The following is a 19,874-nucleotide window of genomic DNA, read 5'->3' on the forward strand; positions in this document are numbered from 1 at the left end:
GAGGAACTGTCACTTATCTGGATGTGAATACATGAAAAAACCGATGTCTGCCAGAGCTTCGCGTTGTTTTTTTGTCGCAATGCGGCGGCACCTCCATTTTCCGCCGGCTTCGGACTGGACGTGACCCATCGTTGAAGGATAGTATTTGCAGGTCTTTTCGCGTCGAGATCGATAATGGTGAATATACTTGCCTTCCCGGGCAAACATACGTCTTCCAGTCATGCCCATCAGGATGCCCTCAGGAATGACGTGGCATTGCCTGTCGTGACCGCCAATATGGACGGGACGCTGATTGTTTCCCGCCCGACTGAGCATACGCGCCTGTCCGGCGACTGGAGCAATCAGGAAGTGGCCGACCTCTACCGGGTCGAAGCGCTTCTGGTGCAGGCCGGCATTCGCATCTCGACCGACCGTGGCGTCAGCGATGAAAATGACCCCTGGTTCGTGTTCTGCCGCGAAGATGGCGAGGTCTTCGTTCATCTTGCTCGGATTGATGGCCAGTATCTGCTCGACAGCCCCGGTCTTGGTGGATTGCTGGAGGGGCCGGACTTTCCCTCCCTGATCGACCGTTTTGTCTCTCAGGTCGCTGCCCGCAGCGAGCCCAAGGACAATGTCGTCACCTTCCGCCCGCGTATGCTGCATGACCAGAGCGTGCGTCTTCACCCTGCGGTCATGCTTGCCGCGTTGGTTTGGACCCTTTTCCTCGCCTCCGATGATATCATCGGCACGGCAGAAGCAGCGGAGAATCTTGCGGGCGACGGCGGCCAGATTCCAGATTCGGTCCTGCATCACGGTGACCATGGGACGACAGCCACCATGGCGTACACTCTGTCAGCCGATCTTGTCTCTGATCATGGCGGCTCCCATAAGGCGGCCGCGACATCACCATTACAGAGTGTGGTCGGCAGCGATCGCCAGCTTGCCGGTGCCCAAGAGGCCGCACGCAATCTCTCGCAGCAGGACGCTCGAGGATCGACGGTCACAGCGTTTACAAATCCTGTCACGACCTCACAATCTGTTGCTGCAAGCCTCGCCGTCATCGCGCTTGGCTACGGAATGTACGGGCCGCATCCGCCGACAGACGCCGCAAGCGTCAATGCGCATCTGGCAGCTCTGGCGCTGGAGACAGTGACCGAACGGCCTGAAACGGATATCGTTCTGGCTGAAGCCGACGGATCATCGATAGAACTCCAACAGGTCGTCAAGGGCGAACCGAGCAAGCCGGCAGATGCCACACCGGTGACCGTCGTCTATGACGCCAAGATCTATGCTCCGCTTTCGACAGCGCTGACCATATCCTCTGACGCTGCCGGTCAGTCCGTTTCGGAAGACGGGACATCCAGCAAGTTTGTTGCCATCCTGCTTCAAGAGATCAGCACGGAAGATGCGGGCGTCGTCGTGGCTATCAATACCGCTCAGGCAAGATCCGTTGCACCCGCGCAGGAAACCATTGCTGGTTCGCCCGCGCAGGAAACCATTGCTGTTGCGTCCGTAACGGATGCCCAGAATGTCCTGTCGCTGGTATCGACACATCTCGGCCTGATTTCTCAGTATAAAATTGGCGAAACGACCGTGTCGGCAACGCTTGATCTGGCAAGTCTCGACGAGGTTCTGGTGCAACTGGGCGAAGTCGCAAGCGCTCCGACACTTGCAACATACGAAGCGGGTGCAGCTCCCGTCCCCGTCCCCGTCCTGGAAAACACGGCAGGCATCGGCTCTTCCATTCTGGGTGCAAAATTTGCCCGTTATGACGAACATGCCAAGAAGTTCGTGCATGCCTTCATTCTCGATGCCGGCTCGATCGAAATGGTGCAGATCAAGAGCGAACTTCTTCTCGTCGATATGACCGCGATCGATGAAAAGACGGATTATGCCGTGGTGCGCAGCTGGATCACCGACGATGGCCATGTTATCTCCACGGTCGGCCATTATCAGGCCTTCGTGGATTTTGGACTTGCTTGATCCATGAATGACTTGGCCGCTCCCGAGGGCGATCCTCGGATTTGCGGGATCATCGTTACCTATAATCCCGATCTTGGGACCCTGGAACGTCTGCTGGATTCCGTCATGCCGCAGGTCAGCAATCTGGTGATTGTCGACAATGGCTCAAGCGTCAATCTTGGCGATCTCGCCGACCGTCACGAAATTGCCCTTCTGCCGTTGGGTGACAACTTCGGTATTGCCCGGGCCCAGAACATCGGTATCGAGTTCGCCCGCGATTGCCTGGCGACATATGTCCTGCTTCTCGATCAGGACAGTATTCCAGCACCCGACATGGTATCGCGACTGGTCACCGCGGCACGCCATCTTGAGCAGATATGCCAGCCCTATGCAGCTGTCGGCCCGACTTACGTCGATCACCGACAGGGAGAGGCGGCTCCTTTCGTCTATCTGAAGGGCCTGTCCCTAAAACGGCGCCCCTGCCCCGCATCGGGCGGCCTTGTCGAGGCCGACTTCCTGATCGCTTCGGGCAGTCTCATGCCCCTCCACAGCCTTGATGCTGTCGGAGGCATGATCGAAGAGCTCTTCATTGATTATGTCGACATCGAATGGGGGCTGAGAGCGCGGCAGAATGGGCTGAAATCCTATGGGGTCTGCGATGCTCTCATGGAGCATGCGCTAGGAGATTCCTGGATCCCCTACAAGGGGCGACAGATCCCCCTGCACAGCCCCTTGCGTCATTACTATCATGTTCGCAACGCCATCTGGCTGGCAAGACGTCCCTGGATTTCGGCGGCCTGGGTGGTCGTCCTCTTGTGGAGAGTCATTCGACAGTTTGCTTTCTTCTCCGTCTTTGCCCCGCAAAGACGGGCCCATGCGAGATTGATGTCACTCGGGATCTGGCATGGTATTCGCGGGCGCATGGGGAGAAAGTAGATGTCATCCTCTGACAAAGCCGCACGAGACGTCGCTGAACACCTGCTGACCGTTTCGATCGTGACGTTCCAACCGGACATGGAAATCCTGCGCAGAACGCTGGAAAGCCTGGTTGCAGCATTGACCGGCTTTGAGCACAATCTGGTTAAGGTTTTTGTTATTCAGAATTCAGACAGCAATGCCGTGCCGCTGGCTGTAGCCAGGATACTGGCCAACTATCACTTCGAGATCATCACAGGTCACGGCAATATCGGTTTCGGCGCAGCCCACAATCTGATCTTGCCAAAAACAGGCCGTTTCCACCTGATCTTGAATCCCGATATCGAGATGGATCCGGCGGCACTCATCAATGCCATACATTTCATGTCCAACAATCGCGAATGTGGCCTTGTCACACCCAAGGCGCACTGGCCGGACGGACAGCGGCAGTATCTGTGCAAAAACTATCCCGCCCTGTTTGATCTGCTGCTGCGTGGCTTCGCACCCGCCCTCCTCAAACAGATATTCGCCAAACGCCTCGACCGTTATGAAATGCGTACGGAAACTGCAGACAGCGACTTTTGGGATCCTCCCATCGTCAGTGGCTGCTTCATGTTTTTCGACGGCGATATCCTGCGCCGTCTCAATGGTTTTGATCCGTCCTATTTCCTCTATTTTGAAGACTTTGATCTGTCGTTGCGCACCTCACAGATCACCCGGATCGTCTATGTCCCTAAAGTCAAAGTCATTCATGCTGGTGGCCATGCCGCCAAAAAGGGCATGAAACACATTCGTCTGTTTGCCAAGTCGGCCCGTACTTTCTATCGCCGGCACGGCCTACGCCTTGTGTGAAGATCAGGACGTCGAGGTGCCATCGCCGATGATGCGATGCATCAGTCTGGGTGCCGTAACCTCAACTGAGAATTTCTCCTCAAACAGGCTGCGCGCATTGCGCGCCAGTCTCGATGCCAAATCAGGCTCATTGAGCAATGTGGCCAATGCCCTGGCCATCTGTTCGGGTTGACGAGGCGGTATCAGAAGGCCCGTCTGTTGATCAAGGATTGCTTCTCGGCATCCATCCGCATCAGTGGACACAATCGGCAAGCCGCATGCCATTGCGTTAAGCAGTGCCAGCGGTAGGCACTCCATGGTCGAAGACTGAACGTAAATCGTGGCGCCGGTATAATGTGCCTCTAGTTCCGCCGGCGCCAAATTGGGGATAAGCTGCACTCGTCCCCTGATGTCGTCTTTCAGGATACGCACCAGAAGATCACGGCTGAGTGCATTACGTGACGGGGCATGCGCTCCAACAATATGAAGCTCGACATCCGCAGGAATCAGGCCTTGCCGGCAACCCAGAGCAAAAGCTTCGATCAGGCTGCGCGTTCCCTTGCGCGGCCCCGTCGATTGCACCGACAATATGATCCGTTTGCCAGCCCCGGCATTTTTCGGGAGCCGGTCCAGGCCCATCGCCTTCTTCAGACCACTCCAGTAGAAGACTTCACCATCATAACCTTCTTCTGCCCATTTGCGACGCGTTGCATCCGAGCCGAACAGAAAAACCATACGGCCTTGGTCGGCCAGGCCACGCAATCGCGCAAGATGCCGCCCGGAGCGCATTACCAGGGAAGGCTCATAGGTCTCGTGGATGTACCAGAATGCAGGCCCCTGCCATTTTTCCAGCAATGGCAAAGCCAAAGGCCAGCTGGCAAAAGAATTGATCAGCAAAGGGCCCCTGCCCGAGGTCTTTGCTCGATAACGCCACATCCGGAGCCTGGCTCCCAGACCGCCCGACAGCCTTGCCGCAAGTGCCAGGGGACGCTTCGCCATTGCCGGAACCCGCCGGTCACTTGCCAGCTGCATCAGGAAACCACCCGCCTTGCTCAAAAGATGCGAAACTGGATCTTCCGTGAGAACCGGACTGTTCATCCGGGCATAGTCGTCGGACAGTGGTCCACTACCAAGACTGATGACATGCGTGGCCACATCGAGTGCATGCAAGGCAGAGGCGACATCCCTGAGAAGAACAGGAGCTCCGGTTCGGCTCAGTTCGTGGCTGATCAAGGTGATCTGCGACTTCTGCGACTTCTGTGCAGGCACCGGTGTCAGATCCTGTATGCGTGCGTCCTTTTGTTTGGTATCGCCACGCAAGGATGGATCACACATCAGGCTGTCAACCGCCTTCTCCAGATGCGGCGGCCAGGACGTCGTGGCTAGGGTATAGCAGTCGCGGTCCAGGCGCGGTGCCAAGGGATTGACAGGGGGAACGTCTGCAGCCCGCCTCAGATAGGAACCGACAATACCGGCAACCTCATCCGTTATACGCTCATCGCTTTCGCCAATCGTGTTGCTGGCATGAATGCGATAGCCGTAAAGCTTCTCCCTGATCAGCACCGGTTCTTCCAGAGCGCTCGCACGCAACATGAAATCAAGGTCATGCGCATAGCGAAAATCGCCAAACATCCCGATGTCATCGATCAGAGACCGGTGGAAGACGAAGTTGCCGGTCGATACGCCGATATTGTAGCGCAACAGCAAATTCGAGATGTTGGGAGCAATATCAAGCTCCTGCATCTTCAAATCCGCATACCAATGTCGCCATCGATGTTCAGGCGCCAGCGGAATGCCGTCGTCATCGATCGGATCGACATAGGTGAAAACAAAGCGGGCCTTGTGGGCCATGGCTGTCTCGATACAGCGGCGAATACGCCCGGGCAGATAGTAGTCATCCGAATTGAGGATCGCCAGATACTCGCCTCTGGCCCGTTCGATCCCCTCATTGATGGTATTATGTGCGCCGCGGTTCTCCCGACTAGATAGATGGACCGCCAGTTGCTGATCCGCAGGCAGAGATGAGACCGTGTCCTGAAGGATCCTGAAGCTATCATCCCTGGAACCATCGTCTATCACTATGATCTCAAGGGGACGCCAGTCCTGTCGGACAATCGACAGCAAGGCCTCGGCAACATAACGCCCGTGATTGTAGACTGGCATGATGACCGAAACCAAAGGAGCGGTCGTTGAGAAAACTGTCATTGCGAAGATGGATCCAACAAGGTTGAAAAAAGCGGGCTTTGGCTGCGAACGTCAGCCAGCATGCGGGCATAGCCCGAAACAAAGGACAGTTGCGGTTGCCAGTTCAGGACGTGACGGGCCTTGGAAATGTCGAGAACGCTGACGGGTACATCAAAGCTTCGGGCTTTTTGGTAGTCGACAACAGGATCGAGCGCCAAGTGGTTGCGCAAGACATCCAGTATTGCATTCAATGAAGTCCCCTCGCCGCTTCCGATGTTGAAAACCGGTGCCATGTCGTCGCCCAGTCTGTCGGCGGACACGTCGCTCAAGGCGACAAGAGCCGCCGTCAGATCCGCGATATGGATATAGTCGCGCACCACTTCACCATCTCCCCATATGGAAATGGTCTTTCCGTCAAGCGTATGAAACAGAAATGTACTTGCCGCGCCCTGTCGCTTGGCCGGGTTCTGTCCTGCCCCATAGGGATTGGAGATCCGTGCAATACGACAATCAATTCCATGGGCTTTGCGATAATATCCCAGATAAATTTCAGCTGCAGCCTTCGAGGCTCCATAGGCATTGATCGGATTAAACGCGTTGTCTTCTCGCGCCGGCACATTTGCAAGAGGGCCATAAACCGTTCCGCCAGAGGAGGCAAAGATCAGCTTGGTCGTTGATCTGTCCCTTAGCCTGCGTTGCCGCAACACCTCCAGCAAACGTATGGTTTCGCGTAGATTTGCGTCCAGATCCGCAACGGGATCAGCATCTGCCGAAGATGGCACGGTGGTCCAGGCATAATGGTGAACGACATCGACACCATCCATCAGGCTTTCCCAATCGGGAGAACCGGCCTCAATGCGTCGGGCTTCAACCGGTAAGCGTGCAACAAGAGAAGGTGATGGATCAATCACATCGGCAAGGATAACCCTATCGCCACGCCGATGAAGCGCCATGGCAACATGACGACCGATGAAGCCGCATCCACCGAGGATCAGATGTACACTCATCGTTGAACCTCCGGCAGAAAAGCCGCCGCATAACCATAACCAGCCTGTTCCACAGCAAACGGAACGAGACGTTCAAGAGCATGAAGAAGTGTGCCGTCGCCAGCCAAGGGCTCAGTCGGATAATCCGACCAGTCCAGCTTCAAATCAAACAGGGGCTTGAGTGCAGCCGTTCGGGCCCAGAACATCGTTCCAATTGGCCATTCGAACGCCTTGGGCAAGGGATCGACGCGGCCCATTTTCTTTGCCAGCTGTTCAGCCAGGGCAAGATTGTCATCCCAACCATGAAGATGGGCATCTTCGGGGAAAACCAGTCCAAGCTTTGGATCGGCTTCAAAAGCTGCCAGGCAAGCATCCGCAGCCGGATGGGCACCGCCTATCAGATGTTCCCACAGGAAATTACGCCACTGATCACCCGTCAGCTTTTCCACATGAGGAGATTTCTTTCCATGGACATGGCCGACGATTTCATAGCGTCCCAGCAAGGCAGGATCGAGACCCGTGAGAAACGGCCCGATGTCACGCCCCCTGTTGCCGACAACCTGCACGCTTGTCGTACCCTTCAAGGACGCGGATGCGAGGACCTGTCTCGCCTGTTGCGCCTTGGCATCATCAGGGACAGTGATAACCACATCGACAAGGCTGGCATTCATCCGCAGCCTGGTGACAAAATCCTCGAGAAGGTCCGTGTAGTAGAAATGCCCGTGCAAAAGTGTTGTGGCTCGGATAGGTTTTGTCGTGGCGGCTGAGGGCTGCACCAAAGGATGCGTCCAACGACCATCGGGACGTCCGGCTTCAAGCCAGTCAGCCAGCGGATCCCGACTCCCATCATATCCCGTGCAATCCTCTGCATAGATCAAGGGGTTGAAACCCGCCATGGGGCGGCGCAAGCCGGTCGCCAGGCTCCCTGATGTCGAGCGCGCTATCCGAGATCTCAGCAAATAGGTGTGCAAGAGGTCTTGCGGATAAAGATCAACAGGCCAGCTGCCCCCAAACACGGCCTCTTGAAACACGGGCGGTTGGGCTTGCTGCACCAGTTGATAATCTTGCTGGATCGCAAGGGCCTCCTGTCTGGCTTCTTCACCAAACTGAAGCACCCGGTCAACGTAAGAAGAAGAACTGAACACAGCAGCACTCAGTGCCAGACAGGCCGCCTGTGTCTTGCGGTAGAGTTCGCAATCGTCGCTCAGACGTAGAACCGAATCTGACAGATCAGACAGTTTCAGATGTGACGAAACAAGGACATGTGTTGTCTCGTCACCCTTCAACACCTCAGCCAGCGAACTGCCCGATTCGAAACAGACCACAGGTTTGCCAGCCCGCACCGCCGCGATCGCATTATGCGACATTGCGTCCATAGGAGCAGTCAAGGCGTAGATATCGATGCAATGCAAGACAGTCTCAATGTCTGCGTCCGTGCTGACGATCCTGCAATAATCGCCAACGCCCGTCCGCTTGATCAGGGCCGCAATCAAGCGCGCATAGTCACTGCCATTTTCGCCATCATAGTCTGGAGCGACCCAGACAAAGTACAGCGACCTGCCTTGCCCACTTCTTGCACCTGTTTCGGCCGCAAGTGCAATGAAGGCTTCAATGCCGGATTGTGGCGTCAATTCACCATAGCCTAAGACAAGCACATCGCCTTCATGCTGAGATGGTCGTACGAGCTTCCTGACACCGGCTTGATAATCCTGCCGTCCAAAACCAAGGTCCTGGGCCTTGATCGTCGGATCAGCTGCAGGCGGCAGAACCGCCATTTGACGGCGTGACAGATAAGGATGTTCCTCGACGAACGACCCTGCCACAGTCCGCGAGGGAAACACCAGTCGATGCGCCCAGGGAAGAAATTCATAAGCGCTGCCATGCGGACGGACGGAGGAAGAAAATTCATCCACCAATTGGACAAGCCCAAGTCCAGCTGCGGCAAGCCCCCTGACATTCACGCGGCTTCGCACGGACATGACCACACCAAAGGATGGCTGCAGCTCCGCCACAATCCGGGCCAGCACCTCATTGCGGTCAACACCTTCAATGTCCGGCTCGTCAGGAAAGAAAACCACAGCCTTGGCAACACCGGAAAACCGCTCGCCAAGTCCGCTCCCTGCCGGCACCAGAAGAATGACGTCGTGGGTTCGATCGATGCGAGCCGCCACACTGACAGCAAACGAGGTGGCAATATCCGTATCGTGTTCCACCAGAAGCAAGACGCGCGGTCTTTGTGTCGACGGCATTTCAGGCAAGACCATGCGCTTGGCCGGTGTGACGGCTGGACGTTGCTCCGTCTGCCCGAACAACACGAAATGCCTCAACAGGCCAAAGCCGGTTTGATCAACATCGCGGTTGCGACGGGCGTAATAATCCGGGTCGAAGCCCTTTGATGGGCTTATGCGGCGGGCCTCACCAATCTGAAGATAATGCTCAAGAGGGTCCTGGCCTGCAGCCCGCGCTGCTGCCGTCAAGCTGTAGTGCTGTTCATCAAACAAGCCACTGTCTCGGATGGCGGCAATCGTCGCATCGCCTTCGCCGACCGGCAACCTGCGAAGCCTTGTCGCAAGCTTTGTCCAAACCCGTTTTGCGGCCCACAGGGCGAGATCGCGATAGTGTGGTTCGAATGTCCCCGACTGAACCAGTTGGGTCAACTGCCTTTTCAGGATGTTGCGATCACGCCGCGCCTGAGGATTATCACTGTTGTAAAGACGGCCCAGAGCCTCACTCACGCCATCGAGGTCCAAGCTGATGGACCCACCGGTCCTGACATAGAGCTGGTCCCATTTGAGCGCCTTGTCCTGCAACGGCGCACGCGCCGCAAGAACAGCCGATCGATCCCGATCTAATGCGGCCAGATCCTCATAGGCGCGCTGCAATTGGCGGGCCGAGCGCTCGCCCCGCTGTTGCATTTCAGCAAAGCGGATGGCCTGGACATGCCCATCACCCAATTGCGAAAAATAGCGTCGGATGGCCGACACCTGGCGTTCGTCTTCGTTCAGGCGGAAAAGCCCGGCAACATCCGGCAACACATCCCGGATCGGTTGAGTGCCGACATAAGCTACACCCAGTCCGTTGGAATTCAGGAATTCGAAGGTCGGATAACGCGACTTGATCTCCTGCCAGTAATCACAGACACCGAAATCGCTTTGAAACACGTTGGTATCGTGGAACAGAACGATCCCGCGATCGCTCATTTTGGACTGCCAGGTCTCGAAATCCTCGCGAACCGCCTCATAGGTATGCAAGCCATCGATATGCAGGATATCGACACTGCCATCCTCGACATAGGCTCGCCCGTCGGCAAAACTCATGCGCAGAAGACGGGAGAACTGTCCAAAGCGCGGATCATGCCATGCCTTGAGGTCCTGATAGACATCTTCGCCGTAAAGCCCGGCCTGAACATCACCATACCAGTGATCAATGCCGAAACATTCAGTGGCAAGCTTGTATTTCAATACCGCTTGCGCAATCGAACAATAGGAATTGCCGGTATGCACCCCCAATTCGACATAGCGTCGCGGGCGCGCTGCTGCGACCAGCCAGAAGGCAAAGGGCAAATGTCCGGCCCAGGAATCAGGCGAAACCAGTCGCTCGGGACGCGTCAGGGCAGGCTCAAGTCCTGCACCCGCACCATCAATACCCGTCAGCCGCCAAAGGGATGGCGCTTCAGGCAATTGTCTTCCGGCTGTCTTTGTCATTATCCAACTCGAGTCCAGAACATCGGTCCTGCCATTTGCACTATGCTTGGGGCAACACGACGATATCCTTCTACAAACTAATCTATGGGCTTGCCATGCGCAGTTGAGAGAGAAACGTCAAGCATCGGAATACCGACAAGTCCACTGACCGTATGACTGCTGTGAGACTTGAATATCAATGCATCATGCATCCAGTGATGTTGAACGTGGTCTTCCTGCGTGCCATCGGCGACAGCGACGGCAATCACATAAGATCCTTTGGGAAGAACTGGCATGGGAAACCGGAAGGTGGCAGTAAATGTCTCGCCGGCCTTCACCGACACCTTGCAGCCACCATCCTCAGTCAAGGTGGTCAAGAACGTGTTGTCACCAAACAGCGCCTGCCCAAGACGATCCTTTACGTAAAAGCCAATGATCGGACGATCAAGATCGACAAATGCCTTGACCTCGACGGTCAGGATTGTCTCCTCGCCACCAAGGATCCAGCGATAGGGTCGACCTGCCGGGTCGGTGAAACGCACATCTTCAATGCGCGCTCCGCCAAATCCGAAATCCCCGCCACTGTTGGGCTCGAAGACAAACAGTTCAAGATCATTGCGCAGGTTCGTGGCATTGACCCATGGCTGGCGGCCATCGATCCAATCTTCAGGCGGTACGAGTGTGCGCGTCTGACCGTCGCTTTCTTCTTCAGACTCGAGGACAGTCGCATCGATCTTCTTGTCGCCAAACACATGCCCGAAATAAAGCTCGCACACATCCTTGGCCCGCCCCACCGCCTTCAATTGCCCTCCATCAAGCCATACAGCCTGATCACACAAACCAATGACGGCGGCTGTGTCATGGCTGACAAAAAGAATGGTGCCGTTCTCGCGGAAAGCGCGCAGAAAACGCATGCATTTTTGACCGAATGCCACATCACCGACGGCTAACGCTTCATCAATGACGAGAATATCGGCATCCACATGCGCAATGACAGCAAAAGCCAGACGCACAAACATTCCGCTTGAATAGGTCTTGACCGGCTGTTCAATGAACTCGCCAATATCGGCAAACTCAACAATCTTTTCGAAACGCTCATCGACATCCGATTTTGTCAAACCATAGAGCGCTGCATTCAGATAGACGTTCTCGCGACCCGTGAAATCCGGATTGAAGCCAGCGCCAAGCTCGAGCAGAGCTGCCACACGGCCATGAACGCGAACCTCTCCCTCGGTCGGCGTCAAAGTCCCGCAAATCATCTGCAGCAAGGTCGACTTGCCAGAGCCGTTGCGACCGATGATGCCAACAGCTTCGCCCTTTCGCACCGAAAAGGTGACGTTATCCAGAGCGGTGAACGCCTTGTGATATCTGCGTCGTCCAAGACTGAAAAGCTCGGCTATTCTGTGGATCTGACGCTGGAACAGACGAAATCTCTTCGTCAAACCACGAACTTCGATGGCCAGTTCACCCTCAGCTTCAAAGGACATCCGAGAACCCTCGTCTCATCCGGGCAAAGGCAAAATAGCCAGCGATCGCCACCGCAAGCGAAATCACGAAATAGAACGCGAGACCGGCAAAATCTGGTGGCGCCTGGGTAAAAACCACTACTCTTGATTGTTCTATGATGAAAGTCAGCGGATTCAGCAAGAAGATCGGCCATAACTCTTGAGGCAATCGGGAGACGGGATAAAAAACCGGCGACATGAACAGCAGAACGGTTGCTGCAAGGCCCATAAACTGCGCGACATCCCTGAAATAGACCGTAACGCTGGCGAGCACCCAGGCAAAGCCAATCAGCAAGATCGTGAAGGGCAAGATGATTACTGGCAGCCATAGAACGCCAACGGAAACCGTACCGGTCACAGTCACCTGAAAGATCAGGAATACAATCAGACTGATGAAGTACTGGAACAAGGCCGTCGATACAGCCATAACGGGAAATATCTCCAGGGGGAAAACAACCCGCTTCACCAGATTTGCATTGGATAAAATGATCGTTGGCGCGCGCGTCAGAACCTCAGTCGCATAGCTATGGGTCATCAAACCGACAAACAGTGTTAACGCAAAACCGAGGGTGCCACCGGGCTCATCAACTCCATCCGGAGACCAGCGCATCTGAAACACTTTGCCGAACATGAAGGTGTAGACAGCCAGCATGAGCAAAGGGACCAGAAACGTCCAGGCAAGCCCCATCACTGACCCACGATAACGGGCTGAGATATCACGCCTGAACAAAGGCGCGGCAACAAGATACAATTGATGGAATTTGGAGACGAAAGCGCCTCTTTTGGCAGAGATCATGTCGTTGGCCTTCAGCCGAGGTATGTCGAGGCCTGCTCACCGATCGGCGTTTCCAGTCTGACGAACAGCCGGGCGGGTATATAGCGGCAATTCAGCTGGTGCAAGACAAGGGCATATGGGGGAGCTTGCTCAGCCCCCCAATACTTCATCTTGCACGTTTTCATTTTCAGACGACGCCCAGTCGATTACCCGAATAGACATTCTGCCTCAAAGGCTCCCACCACCAACGGTTTTCAAGATACCATTTGACAGTCTTCTCGATCCCCGTGTCGAAGTTTTCTGCCGCTTTCCACCCAAGCTCCTGCTCAAGTTTGCTGGCATCAATCGCATACCGGGCATCATGGCCGGGTCTATCGGCAACATAGGTGATCAGTCGTGCATGTGGTCCCGTCGCCGGGCTCAACTTGTCCAAGATCGCGCAAATCGTCTCGACAACTTCGATGTTTCGTCGCTCGTTGCGACCACCGACATTGTATTTCTCGCCAAGTCTTCCCCTTGAAGCAATCAGGTGCAAGGCCTTTGCATGATCGTCCACATATAGCCAATCGCGGATGTTGGCTCCATTGCCATAAACGGGCAAGGGTTTGCCGTCCAAGGCATTGAGGATCATCAGAGGAATGAGTTTTTCCGGAAAGTGATAGGGTCCATAATTGTTCGAGCAATTCGACAAAACCACAGGCAATCCATAGGTGCGATGCCAGGCAACAGCCAGGTGATCACTGGCAGCCTTAGACGCCGAATAGGGCGAGGAGGGATCGTAGGCCGTCTCCTCAGTGAACAATCCCTCATCACCCAAGGAACCATAAACCTCGTCAGTCGAGACATGAAGAAAGCGGAATTCTGATTTTCTCTGATCGTCCAGCTTGTTCCAGTACTGGCGAGAGGCTTCAAGCATATTGAATGTGCCGAAGACATTGGTCTTGATGAAGTCACCGGCACCTGTGATCGATCGGTCGACATGACTTTCGGCAGCAAGATGCATGATGCGATCGGGCTGGAAATCCTCAATGGCCCGAGCAATGTCTTCACCAAGACAGATATCCGCACGCAAGAAGCGATGATTGGGGGCGTTCTCGATCGGCTTTAGCGATTCCAGGTTCCCTGCATATGTCAACTTGTCTATCGTTAAGACATCGGCTCCTACGTCTCGCACGAGATAGCGGACAAGAGCGGATCCTATGAATCCGGCGCCGCCGGTTACAACTATACGCATGATCTATCTACCCAAATTTGGCCGTTAAAGCTGGCAGGTACCATTGTCGTCAAATGCTGTAGGTTTCGCTGGACGACACTTTCATCAAGTAACGACCATAGGCCGTTTTTGAATAGTAATGGCCGTATTCAACCAGCGTATCTTTCGAAATCCAGCCATTCAGATAGGCGATTTCCTCAATGCAGGCGATGTTGGTGCCCTGGCGGTGCTGAATTGTTCTGACAAATTCTCCCGCTTCCAGAAGACTGTCATGTGTTCCGGTATCGAGCCAGGCATAACCACGAGACATCTTTTCCACGAAGAGATTACCTTCTTCCATGTAGATGCGATTGAGGTCAGTGATTTCATACTCTCCCCGCGCCGAAGGTTTCAGCGCCCGAGCGTAATCGACAACCTTGTTGTCATAGAAATACAGGCCGGTTACGGCCAGGCGCGAACGCGGCGCCTTTGGCTTTTCCTCCAGCGTAATCGCCCTGCCGTTTTCATCCAGCTCCACGACGCCGTAACGTTCGGGATCGTCAACTTCGTAAGCAAAGACAGTCGCTCCCGATTGCCGACTTCTGGCTTGCGCGAGCAAAGTACTGAGGCCTGCGCCAAAAAAGATATTGTCACCCAACACCAGAGAGGCTGCATCTCTGCCAATAAAATCAGCTCCGATGGTAAAGGCCTGTGCCAGACCATCGGGACTGGGCTGTAACGCATAGGAAATGTTCATTCCCCATTTTTGACCATCAGAAAACAATCTCTGATAGTTTTCCATGTATTCTGGCGAAGAGATGATCAAAATATCCCTGATTTTGGCCAGCATCAGCACAGACAGCGGATAATAGATCATCGGCTTGTCATAAACCGGTATAAGCTGTTTGTTGACGGCCAATGTTGCCGGATGCAACCGGGTGCCCGAACCGCCGGCCAAGATGATGCCCTTCATGGAAAACATGCCTTTCGATCAGCTTTGGTGAAGAGATGCAAACGTGTCTTTCAGTGCTCGGCGCCATTGACCCGGGCGGATACCGTAATCACGCTCAAGACGTGCTGTCGACATCACAGAATTGGCCGGTCGTCGGGCTGCCGTTGGATAGTCTTTGGTTTCAATCGCCTCCACGCTCGGTACGGCCAGGCCAGCCTCCTTGGCCATGGCAAATATGGCCAGAGCAAAATCGTACCAGGTGGTGGCCTCGTCGCTGCTGAAATGATAGGTTCCCGTCGGGGCATCCTGGGGTCTGTCCAACTTGCGCAAGACAATATCACGCAGCGCTCCGGCGATATCCTGGGCGGCTGTCGGGCAGCCGTGCTGATCGGCAACCACACGCAATTGCGGCCTGTCAGACAGCCGCAGCATCGTCTTCACAAAATTGGTTCCCACGGACGAAAACACCCAAGAGGTTCGCAAGATCACGTGATTGGCGCTCAGGCAACGCACCGCCAGCTCACCACTGGCTTTTGAGGCGCCGTAAACACTGATGGGACCTATCGGATCGTCTTCAAGATAAGGGTCGGTTTTCTTGCCGTCAAAGACATAATCCGTCGACACATGCAGCATCGGTATCGCCAAGCCTGCCGCTGCCTTTGCCAATGCAGCAGGTGCAAGTCCATTGATCCTGTAGGCTTCAAGTGGCTCGTCCTCAGCTCGATCGACGGCTGTGTATGCACCACAATTGATGATCGCCGAATAGTCAGCAGAGGAAACATGCGAATGGACGAGATCGGGGTTAGCCAGGTCCAGGAATTGTCGCGCCGGCATGTCAAGCAGGATATTGTCTGGCCAAGACAAGGCGGCCAAAGCCTTGCCCACCTGACCAGTGGCACCTGTTATCAGTATCTTTCTCATGAGCGGACCATCAAACCTCAAGCAGTTCCATGGGTTCGCCGTCATAGAGGAAGCAAGTGTCAAAAGCGGCAAGCCCTGGTTGCTTTTTGTCCTTGTCGCTCAGCGTCGGTACCATGTCGGAGGGTATAGGCCAGTCAATGGCGATATCAGGATCATTCCAGGCAAGACCGCCGTCATTGGCCGGCGCATAGGTGCTCGAAACCTTGTAAACGACCTCGGTATTGGGCTCCAGCGTAACAAAGCCATGGGCGAATCCTTCAGGGATCAGAAACTGATCCGCATTGTCAGCAGACAATTCAACACCCAGCCATTGTCCGTATGTCGGCGCCCCCTTACGGAGGTCAACTGCCACATCAAAAATGCGGCCACGAATGCAACGGACAAGTTTTGCCTGGGCAAAAGGCGGCGTTTGGAAATGCAGTCCGCGTATCGTACCGGCTTGAACCGACATCGAATGGTTGTCCTGAACGAAGTCGTAAGTCTGACCCAAGGCTTCGAATTTTGTTTTGTTGTAGGTTTCCATGAACCAACCACGCTCGTCACCGAACTTACGCGGGTGCAACAGGACTAACTTGCCAGTCATCGTTTCAACCGTCCAATCAGACCGCTTTGAATTTGCAGATCATATCCACAACCAATGATGCCGGAGATGATCCTGATTTCAGGCATCCCCTTGCATTTCGGATAAATTGGCTCAACCGCTTACGATGCCAGCTTTATGAGGTCAAACCATTTGTGAAGCTCGTCAAATCGCCAAATTGTCTGGTACGGACTCAGTTTGGATTGTCTGGGCGGCACTTTGATATCTGGCCGTGACAGACTTGCAGAGCCGCGGCGGTTTCGTACAGCCATGGATCGTCAAGATGTGGAGGAAGACGCTGATGAAGCGGCCTAAGAAATTCAACATCATGCCGCGCGAAGCCTTCGCAGCCTTATCGCTACACGAAAAAAATGCCTATCTTCAAAATCTGGCAAAAGAATACACTGAAACCAATGGCCGCGAATATGAGGAACTGGATCGAGAGGCACTCAGCCGCCTGAGGCGTTACTACAGCCGTCGTGTCTGGGCCGACCTCAAACTGGACCAGTTAGATGCGGAGACCGACAATCCTGTCGATCGCGCGCTTCGAAATCTCGGGGAGGCCATTCGGAACAACAGCCTGACTCAGGACGTTGAAGCCGTGCTCAAGCATGAAAGCGTCCCAAAGCGCATATTGCGCCCGGCCCCACCCGAAGATGCACAACTGACATTTTTTGTCCCCACCGTGTATGACGCGCCCATCAAGGATGATGTCAATCTGATGGATGTCGCCCCCTTTTCACTCAGCAAGCGATCTTCGACAGGCATCATTCGCTATGAACTGAAAGACAGTCTGATCACGATCGAAGGGGGAGCCGAAAGCGGTCTGGCGACGGTTTTTGACTATGACATCTTTCTCAACATGGTCTCGCATCTCGCTGATGAAGTACAACGCTATCGGAGAGAAGAGAAGAAAGGTCTGAGACCAAGCCTTCCGCCGAAGACATATCGGCCGAGCGCATCGCATATTCTGAAATTCTGCCGGCGCTCGGATGGTGGCAAGTCGTATGAAGATCTCGAGGCAGCGCTAGATCGCCTCGCCAACACAACCATCAAAGTGATCAATCTTTCAAATGGCAGACGCAGGCAGGTCGATAGCCGTCCGTTGATCAGTGGCTATAGTGTTGTCAGCCGAACCGGTGCCAACCGAATCGATCTGGTGGAAATCACCATACCCGACTGGGTTTACCTCAGCGTCGTGAAGAATGAAAAATCAGTCCCGCTTCTGACCCTGCACGAAGACTATTTCCTCATCAGTTCCGGCATAGGACGCTTCGTATACCGCCTGGCACGAAAGGCCGCCGGCAAGGGTGAAGCCGCCTACAGCGTCAAGGAAGTCTATAAACGCAGTGGATCCAATCAGGAATTCCGGAAGTTTGCCTATGATCTGCGTGAGTTCATTACGAGAACACAAGCTTTCCCTATGCCGGACTATGATCTGGCCATATCCGAGGGGAAGGACGGCCCGCTTCTACACATGAGACGACGCAACGGAGACTTTGACAAAGGCGATCTTGTCGAGATTGAAGGTGACTGATTTTTGTCGTGGAGTTCCGTACATCGCCGACGACAAAAATTTGACAGCCATTCCGTACATCGCCGACGACAAAATAAATCGGACGAAAGAATTCCCCGCCGATCCCCGAGCGCGAGGTTGTTCCAAGGAAACCGTTTTTCGCCGACATTTTTCCGTACATCGCCGACGACATCCCGTACATCGCCGACATTTTTCCGTACATCGCCGACGACAAAAACTACAAGCACCTGATTTTGCATGAAAAATAGCAATTTTTTTTCCTAAAACTATTTAAAACACCTAAAACGAGACAAAAACAAAAAACTGCCGACAAAAATGACCGAACAGACATTAGTGAATGAAAAATATATTAGGATTTTGCGATGCAAAAAATGCTCTCCCATTTCGGTTTCCCAACGACAAAAACAGCATTCCAATCTGCTCCAAAAAAACAAGATTGGCTCGTAAATGGAAGCATCCGAAGATTGTCACTGGGTCAATACAGATTTTACGCTAGGTGCGGGCGAAGCGTCAGCCACCAGCCAGATGCCGAGCGATATACACACAGCCGCTGTAATTGGACCCCACCAGTCGAAAAGGTCAGCAATTTCTCTCGTCGGAGGAAGTGGGGGTGCGTTTGCGACGACATCCAGCAAATCAACGTGGTTTGTATTTTGCTTCAAGTAGTGCCACGGCTTTTTCAAACGCCTCACCCAAAACCCATCCATTGGCATCGGCTACGCCGTAGAATTGCTCTATTGTTTCCGGGCGCACCTTAAGATTGAGTTGCGCGGATCGACCTGTGCGATACCGTCGAACCGGCTTCGCCAATGGCGTTTCTTGCGCTGTCTCTACCTTCTTTGCGGCTTCGCGGCTCGTGAAGCTTGACCGGGCGGCTGCCTGTTCTATTTTGCTCCTGTCCGGTCGTGGGGGCGATTTCGGTTGGAAGACGCTCAGATCATCGAGGTCAGACGTGACCGGTCCATCAGGCAGATCGTCGTCTTCAAAGCCCAAACTTGGTCGTGTTGCCATCATGCCGCCCTCCCCTTGGATTCCTGAACCGCCTTCAGCCTGGCAATGACCTCTGCGGTGAATTCCATGGCGTTTTGGGTGGCCTTGTCGATATTACTTACGAGTTTGGGGTCCAGCTTTCCGAGTAAACCACCAAAGTCGAGAAGATCGCGATATGCGGCGCGTTCAACGATTGAACTGTTGAACACCTCAATACCTGCGCTGTCGAGTTGGTCGCGTACGTTGCGCAACGAACGAGAAGCGATCGCAGCACTTACCCTGGTTAACAAAACGGCATGCGGTATCTCGCGCTTTGCCATTCGAGACTGGTTGCGAATGAGTTTGATTGTCTTGGAGGCGCCTTTTGCATCCATTGATGCTCCTTGGGTGGGAATGATAACGAAATCTGACATGCCGATTGCGTTTGCAACCATGAGACTTGCGGTCCCCTCAAGATCGATGATCACGAACTGATGAGCGCTTGCTGCCTCCTCGATCAGATCTACGATCGTGTCCTCCGTGACGTCGCTGATAATTGAAATGTTTTTCGGTTTTCCCGGAAGATTGCCCCATTGCGATATCCACCGCTCGGGATCGGCATCAATGATTGCGATGCTCGCACCCCTGGCAGCAAGTTCTCCGGCGAGCAGGAGTGCTGAAGTCGTTTTTCCCGCGCCGCCTTTTGGGTTGGCGAATGAAATTACCGGCATGCTTGATTCTCCATCGGGAACTTTTGTTGTTCAAACATTGAGCTACTAGATAGCGAGCTGGAGCCTACTAGATAGCTACCACATATCATATTAATAGCGAAAAGCTAGATGGTAGCTACTAGATAGCCTTAGGATATATAGTAGCTACTGGATACTTCATTGGTGGCGGTCG

At 54.3% G+C, this 19,874-nt stretch carries 15 protein-coding genes; 4 read left to right on the plus strand and 11 right to left on the minus strand.

Translation table 11 applies throughout. The features are described from left to right. Positions 1-174: 174 nt before the first annotated feature. From FAA86_RS22500 to FAA86_RS22510, 3 genes are read left to right on the plus strand one after another with little or no spacing between them, the layout of a single operon-like run. Complete coding sequence (locus FAA86_RS22500) at positions 175-1,962, plus strand: hypothetical protein (RefSeq protein ID WP_136543346.1); 1,788 nt, start codon at positions 175-177, stop codon at positions 1,960-1,962. A 3-nt stretch (positions 1,963-1,965) separates the two neighbouring features. Then, complete coding sequence (locus FAA86_RS22505) at positions 1,966-2,877, plus strand: glycosyltransferase family 2 protein (RefSeq protein ID WP_210310007.1); 912 nt, start codon at positions 1,966-1,968, stop codon at positions 2,875-2,877. Continuing rightward, a complete protein-coding gene (locus tag FAA86_RS22510) occupies positions 2,878-3,708 on the plus strand; it encodes a glycosyltransferase (protein ID WP_136543348.1) in 831 nt (276 codons plus the stop codon). It abuts the gene before it with no gap. A 3-nt stretch (positions 3,709-3,711) separates the two neighbouring features. Here FAA86_RS22510 and FAA86_RS22515 read toward each other — a convergent pair whose 3' ends face one another. From FAA86_RS22515 to rfbC, 9 genes are all read right to left on the minus strand, one after another. Further along, positions 3,712-5,892, minus strand: a complete 2,181-nt coding sequence (locus FAA86_RS22515) for a glycosyltransferase (RefSeq protein ID WP_136543350.1) — start codon at positions 5,890-5,892, stop codon at positions 3,712-3,714. Next, positions 5,889-6,878, minus strand: a complete 990-nt coding sequence (locus tag FAA86_RS22520; protein WP_136543352.1) for an NAD-dependent epimerase/dehydratase family protein — start codon at positions 6,876-6,878, stop codon at positions 5,889-5,891. Before FAA86_RS22520 ends, FAA86_RS22515 begins: the two co-directional genes overlap by 4 nt. Continuing rightward, on the minus strand, positions 6,875-10,561 hold the full coding sequence (locus tag FAA86_RS22525) for a rhamnan synthesis F family protein (RefSeq protein ID WP_136543354.1): 3,687 nt from the start codon (positions 10,559-10,561) through the stop codon (positions 6,875-6,877). Before FAA86_RS22525 ends, FAA86_RS22520 begins: the two co-directional genes overlap by 4 nt. Positions 10,562-10,638: 77 nt before the next feature. Further along, complete coding sequence (locus FAA86_RS22530; RefSeq protein WP_136543356.1) at positions 10,639-12,027, minus strand: ABC transporter ATP-binding protein; 1,389 nt, start codon at positions 12,025-12,027, stop codon at positions 10,639-10,641. Next, entirely contained in the window at positions 12,017-12,841 is an 825-nt protein-coding gene (locus tag FAA86_RS22535; RefSeq protein WP_136543358.1) for an ABC transporter permease, read from the minus strand. Before FAA86_RS22535 ends, FAA86_RS22530 begins: the two co-directional genes overlap by 11 nt. A gap of 166 nt (positions 12,842-13,007) precedes the next feature. Continuing rightward, on the minus strand, positions 13,008-14,054 hold the full coding sequence (gene rfbB / locus FAA86_RS22540) for a dTDP-glucose 4,6-dehydratase (protein WP_136543360.1): 1,047 nt from the start codon (positions 14,052-14,054) through the stop codon (positions 13,008-13,010). A gap of 49 nt (positions 14,055-14,103) precedes the next feature. Next, entirely contained in the window at positions 14,104-14,985 is an 882-nt protein-coding gene (gene rfbA / locus FAA86_RS22545; protein WP_136543363.1) for a glucose-1-phosphate thymidylyltransferase RfbA, read from the minus strand. Positions 14,986-15,003: 18 nt separating this feature from the next. Next, positions 15,004-15,885: a dTDP-4-dehydrorhamnose reductase gene (gene rfbD, locus FAA86_RS22550; RefSeq protein ID WP_136543365.1), complete on the minus strand. Its 882-nt coding sequence runs from the start codon at positions 15,883-15,885 to the stop codon at positions 15,004-15,006. 10 nt (positions 15,886-15,895) lie between these two features. Further along, positions 15,896-16,468: a dTDP-4-dehydrorhamnose 3,5-epimerase gene (rfbC, locus tag FAA86_RS22555; RefSeq protein WP_136543367.1), complete on the minus strand. Its 573-nt coding sequence runs from the start codon at positions 16,466-16,468 to the stop codon at positions 15,896-15,898. Positions 16,469-16,766: 298 nt separating this feature from the next. Here rfbC and FAA86_RS22560 point away from each other — a divergent pair, with 298 nt between their 5' ends. Then, a complete protein-coding gene (locus FAA86_RS22560; RefSeq protein ID WP_246035172.1) occupies positions 16,767-18,002 on the plus strand; it encodes a replication initiator protein A in 1,236 nt (411 codons plus the stop codon). A gap of 636 nt (positions 18,003-18,638) precedes the next feature. Here the strand turns inward: FAA86_RS22560 and FAA86_RS22565 are convergent. Both FAA86_RS22565 and FAA86_RS22570 read right to left on the minus strand, forming a co-directional pair. Continuing rightward, positions 18,639-19,016, minus strand: a complete 378-nt coding sequence (locus tag FAA86_RS22565) for a stability/partitioning determinant (RefSeq protein WP_246035173.1) — start codon at positions 19,014-19,016, stop codon at positions 18,639-18,641. After that, the gene (locus FAA86_RS22570; RefSeq protein WP_136543369.1) at positions 19,013-19,702 is read right to left on the minus strand and encodes a ParA family protein; all 690 of its coding nucleotides are present in this window, start codon (positions 19,700-19,702) and stop codon (positions 19,013-19,015) included. Before FAA86_RS22570 ends, FAA86_RS22565 begins: the two co-directional genes overlap by 4 nt. Positions 19,703-19,874: the final 172 nt, after the last annotated feature.

The sequence above is a fragment of the Rhizobium rosettiformans W3 genome (assembly GCF_004912135.1).
Taxonomy (GTDB): domain Bacteria; phylum Pseudomonadota; class Alphaproteobacteria; order Rhizobiales; family Rhizobiaceae; genus Allorhizobium; species Allorhizobium rosettiformans.

Bases quoted from the DNA above. Each gene is read 5' to 3' on its own strand.
- FAA86_RS22500 (WP_136543346.1), top strand. From the start codon at position 175: ATGGTGAATATACTTGCCTTCCCGGGCAAACATACGTCTTCCAGTCAT.
- FAA86_RS22505 (WP_210310007.1), top strand. From the start codon at position 1,966: ATGAATGACTTGGCCGCTCCCGAGGGCGATCCTCGGATTTGCGGGATC.
- FAA86_RS22510 (WP_136543348.1), top strand. From the start codon at position 2,878: ATGTCATCCTCTGACAAAGCCGCACGAGACGTCGCTGAACACCTGCTG.
- FAA86_RS22515 (WP_136543350.1), bottom strand. From the start codon at position 5,892: ATGACAGTTTTCTCAACGACCGCTCCTTTGGTTTCGGTCATCATGCCA.
- FAA86_RS22520 (WP_136543352.1), bottom strand. From the start codon at position 6,878: ATGAGTGTACATCTGATCCTCGGTGGATGCGGCTTCATCGGTCGTCAT.
- FAA86_RS22525 (WP_136543354.1), bottom strand. From the start codon at position 10,561: ATGACAAAGACAGCCGGAAGACAATTGCCTGAAGCGCCATCCCTTTGG.
- FAA86_RS22530 (WP_136543356.1), bottom strand. From the start codon at position 12,027: ATGTCCTTTGAAGCTGAGGGTGAACTGGCCATCGAAGTTCGTGGTTTG.
- FAA86_RS22535 (WP_136543358.1), bottom strand. From the start codon at position 12,841: ATGATCTCTGCCAAAAGAGGCGCTTTCGTCTCCAAATTCCATCAATTG.
- rfbB (WP_136543360.1), bottom strand. From the start codon at position 14,054: ATGCGTATAGTTGTAACCGGCGGCGCCGGATTCATAGGATCCGCTCTT.
- rfbA (WP_136543363.1), bottom strand. From the start codon at position 14,985: ATGAAGGGCATCATCTTGGCCGGCGGTTCGGGCACCCGGTTGCATCCG.
- rfbD (WP_136543365.1), bottom strand. From the start codon at position 15,885: ATGAGAAAGATACTGATAACAGGTGCCACTGGTCAGGTGGGCAAGGCT.
- rfbC (WP_136543367.1), bottom strand. From the start codon at position 16,468: ATGACTGGCAAGTTAGTCCTGTTGCACCCGCGTAAGTTCGGTGACGAG.
- FAA86_RS22560 (WP_246035172.1), top strand. From the start codon at position 16,767: ATGAAGCGGCCTAAGAAATTCAACATCATGCCGCGCGAAGCCTTCGCA.
- FAA86_RS22565 (WP_246035173.1), bottom strand. From the start codon at position 19,016: ATGATGGCAACACGACCAAGTTTGGGCTTTGAAGACGACGATCTGCCT.
- FAA86_RS22570 (WP_136543369.1), bottom strand. From the start codon at position 19,702: ATGCCGGTAATTTCATTCGCCAACCCAAAAGGCGGCGCGGGAAAAACG.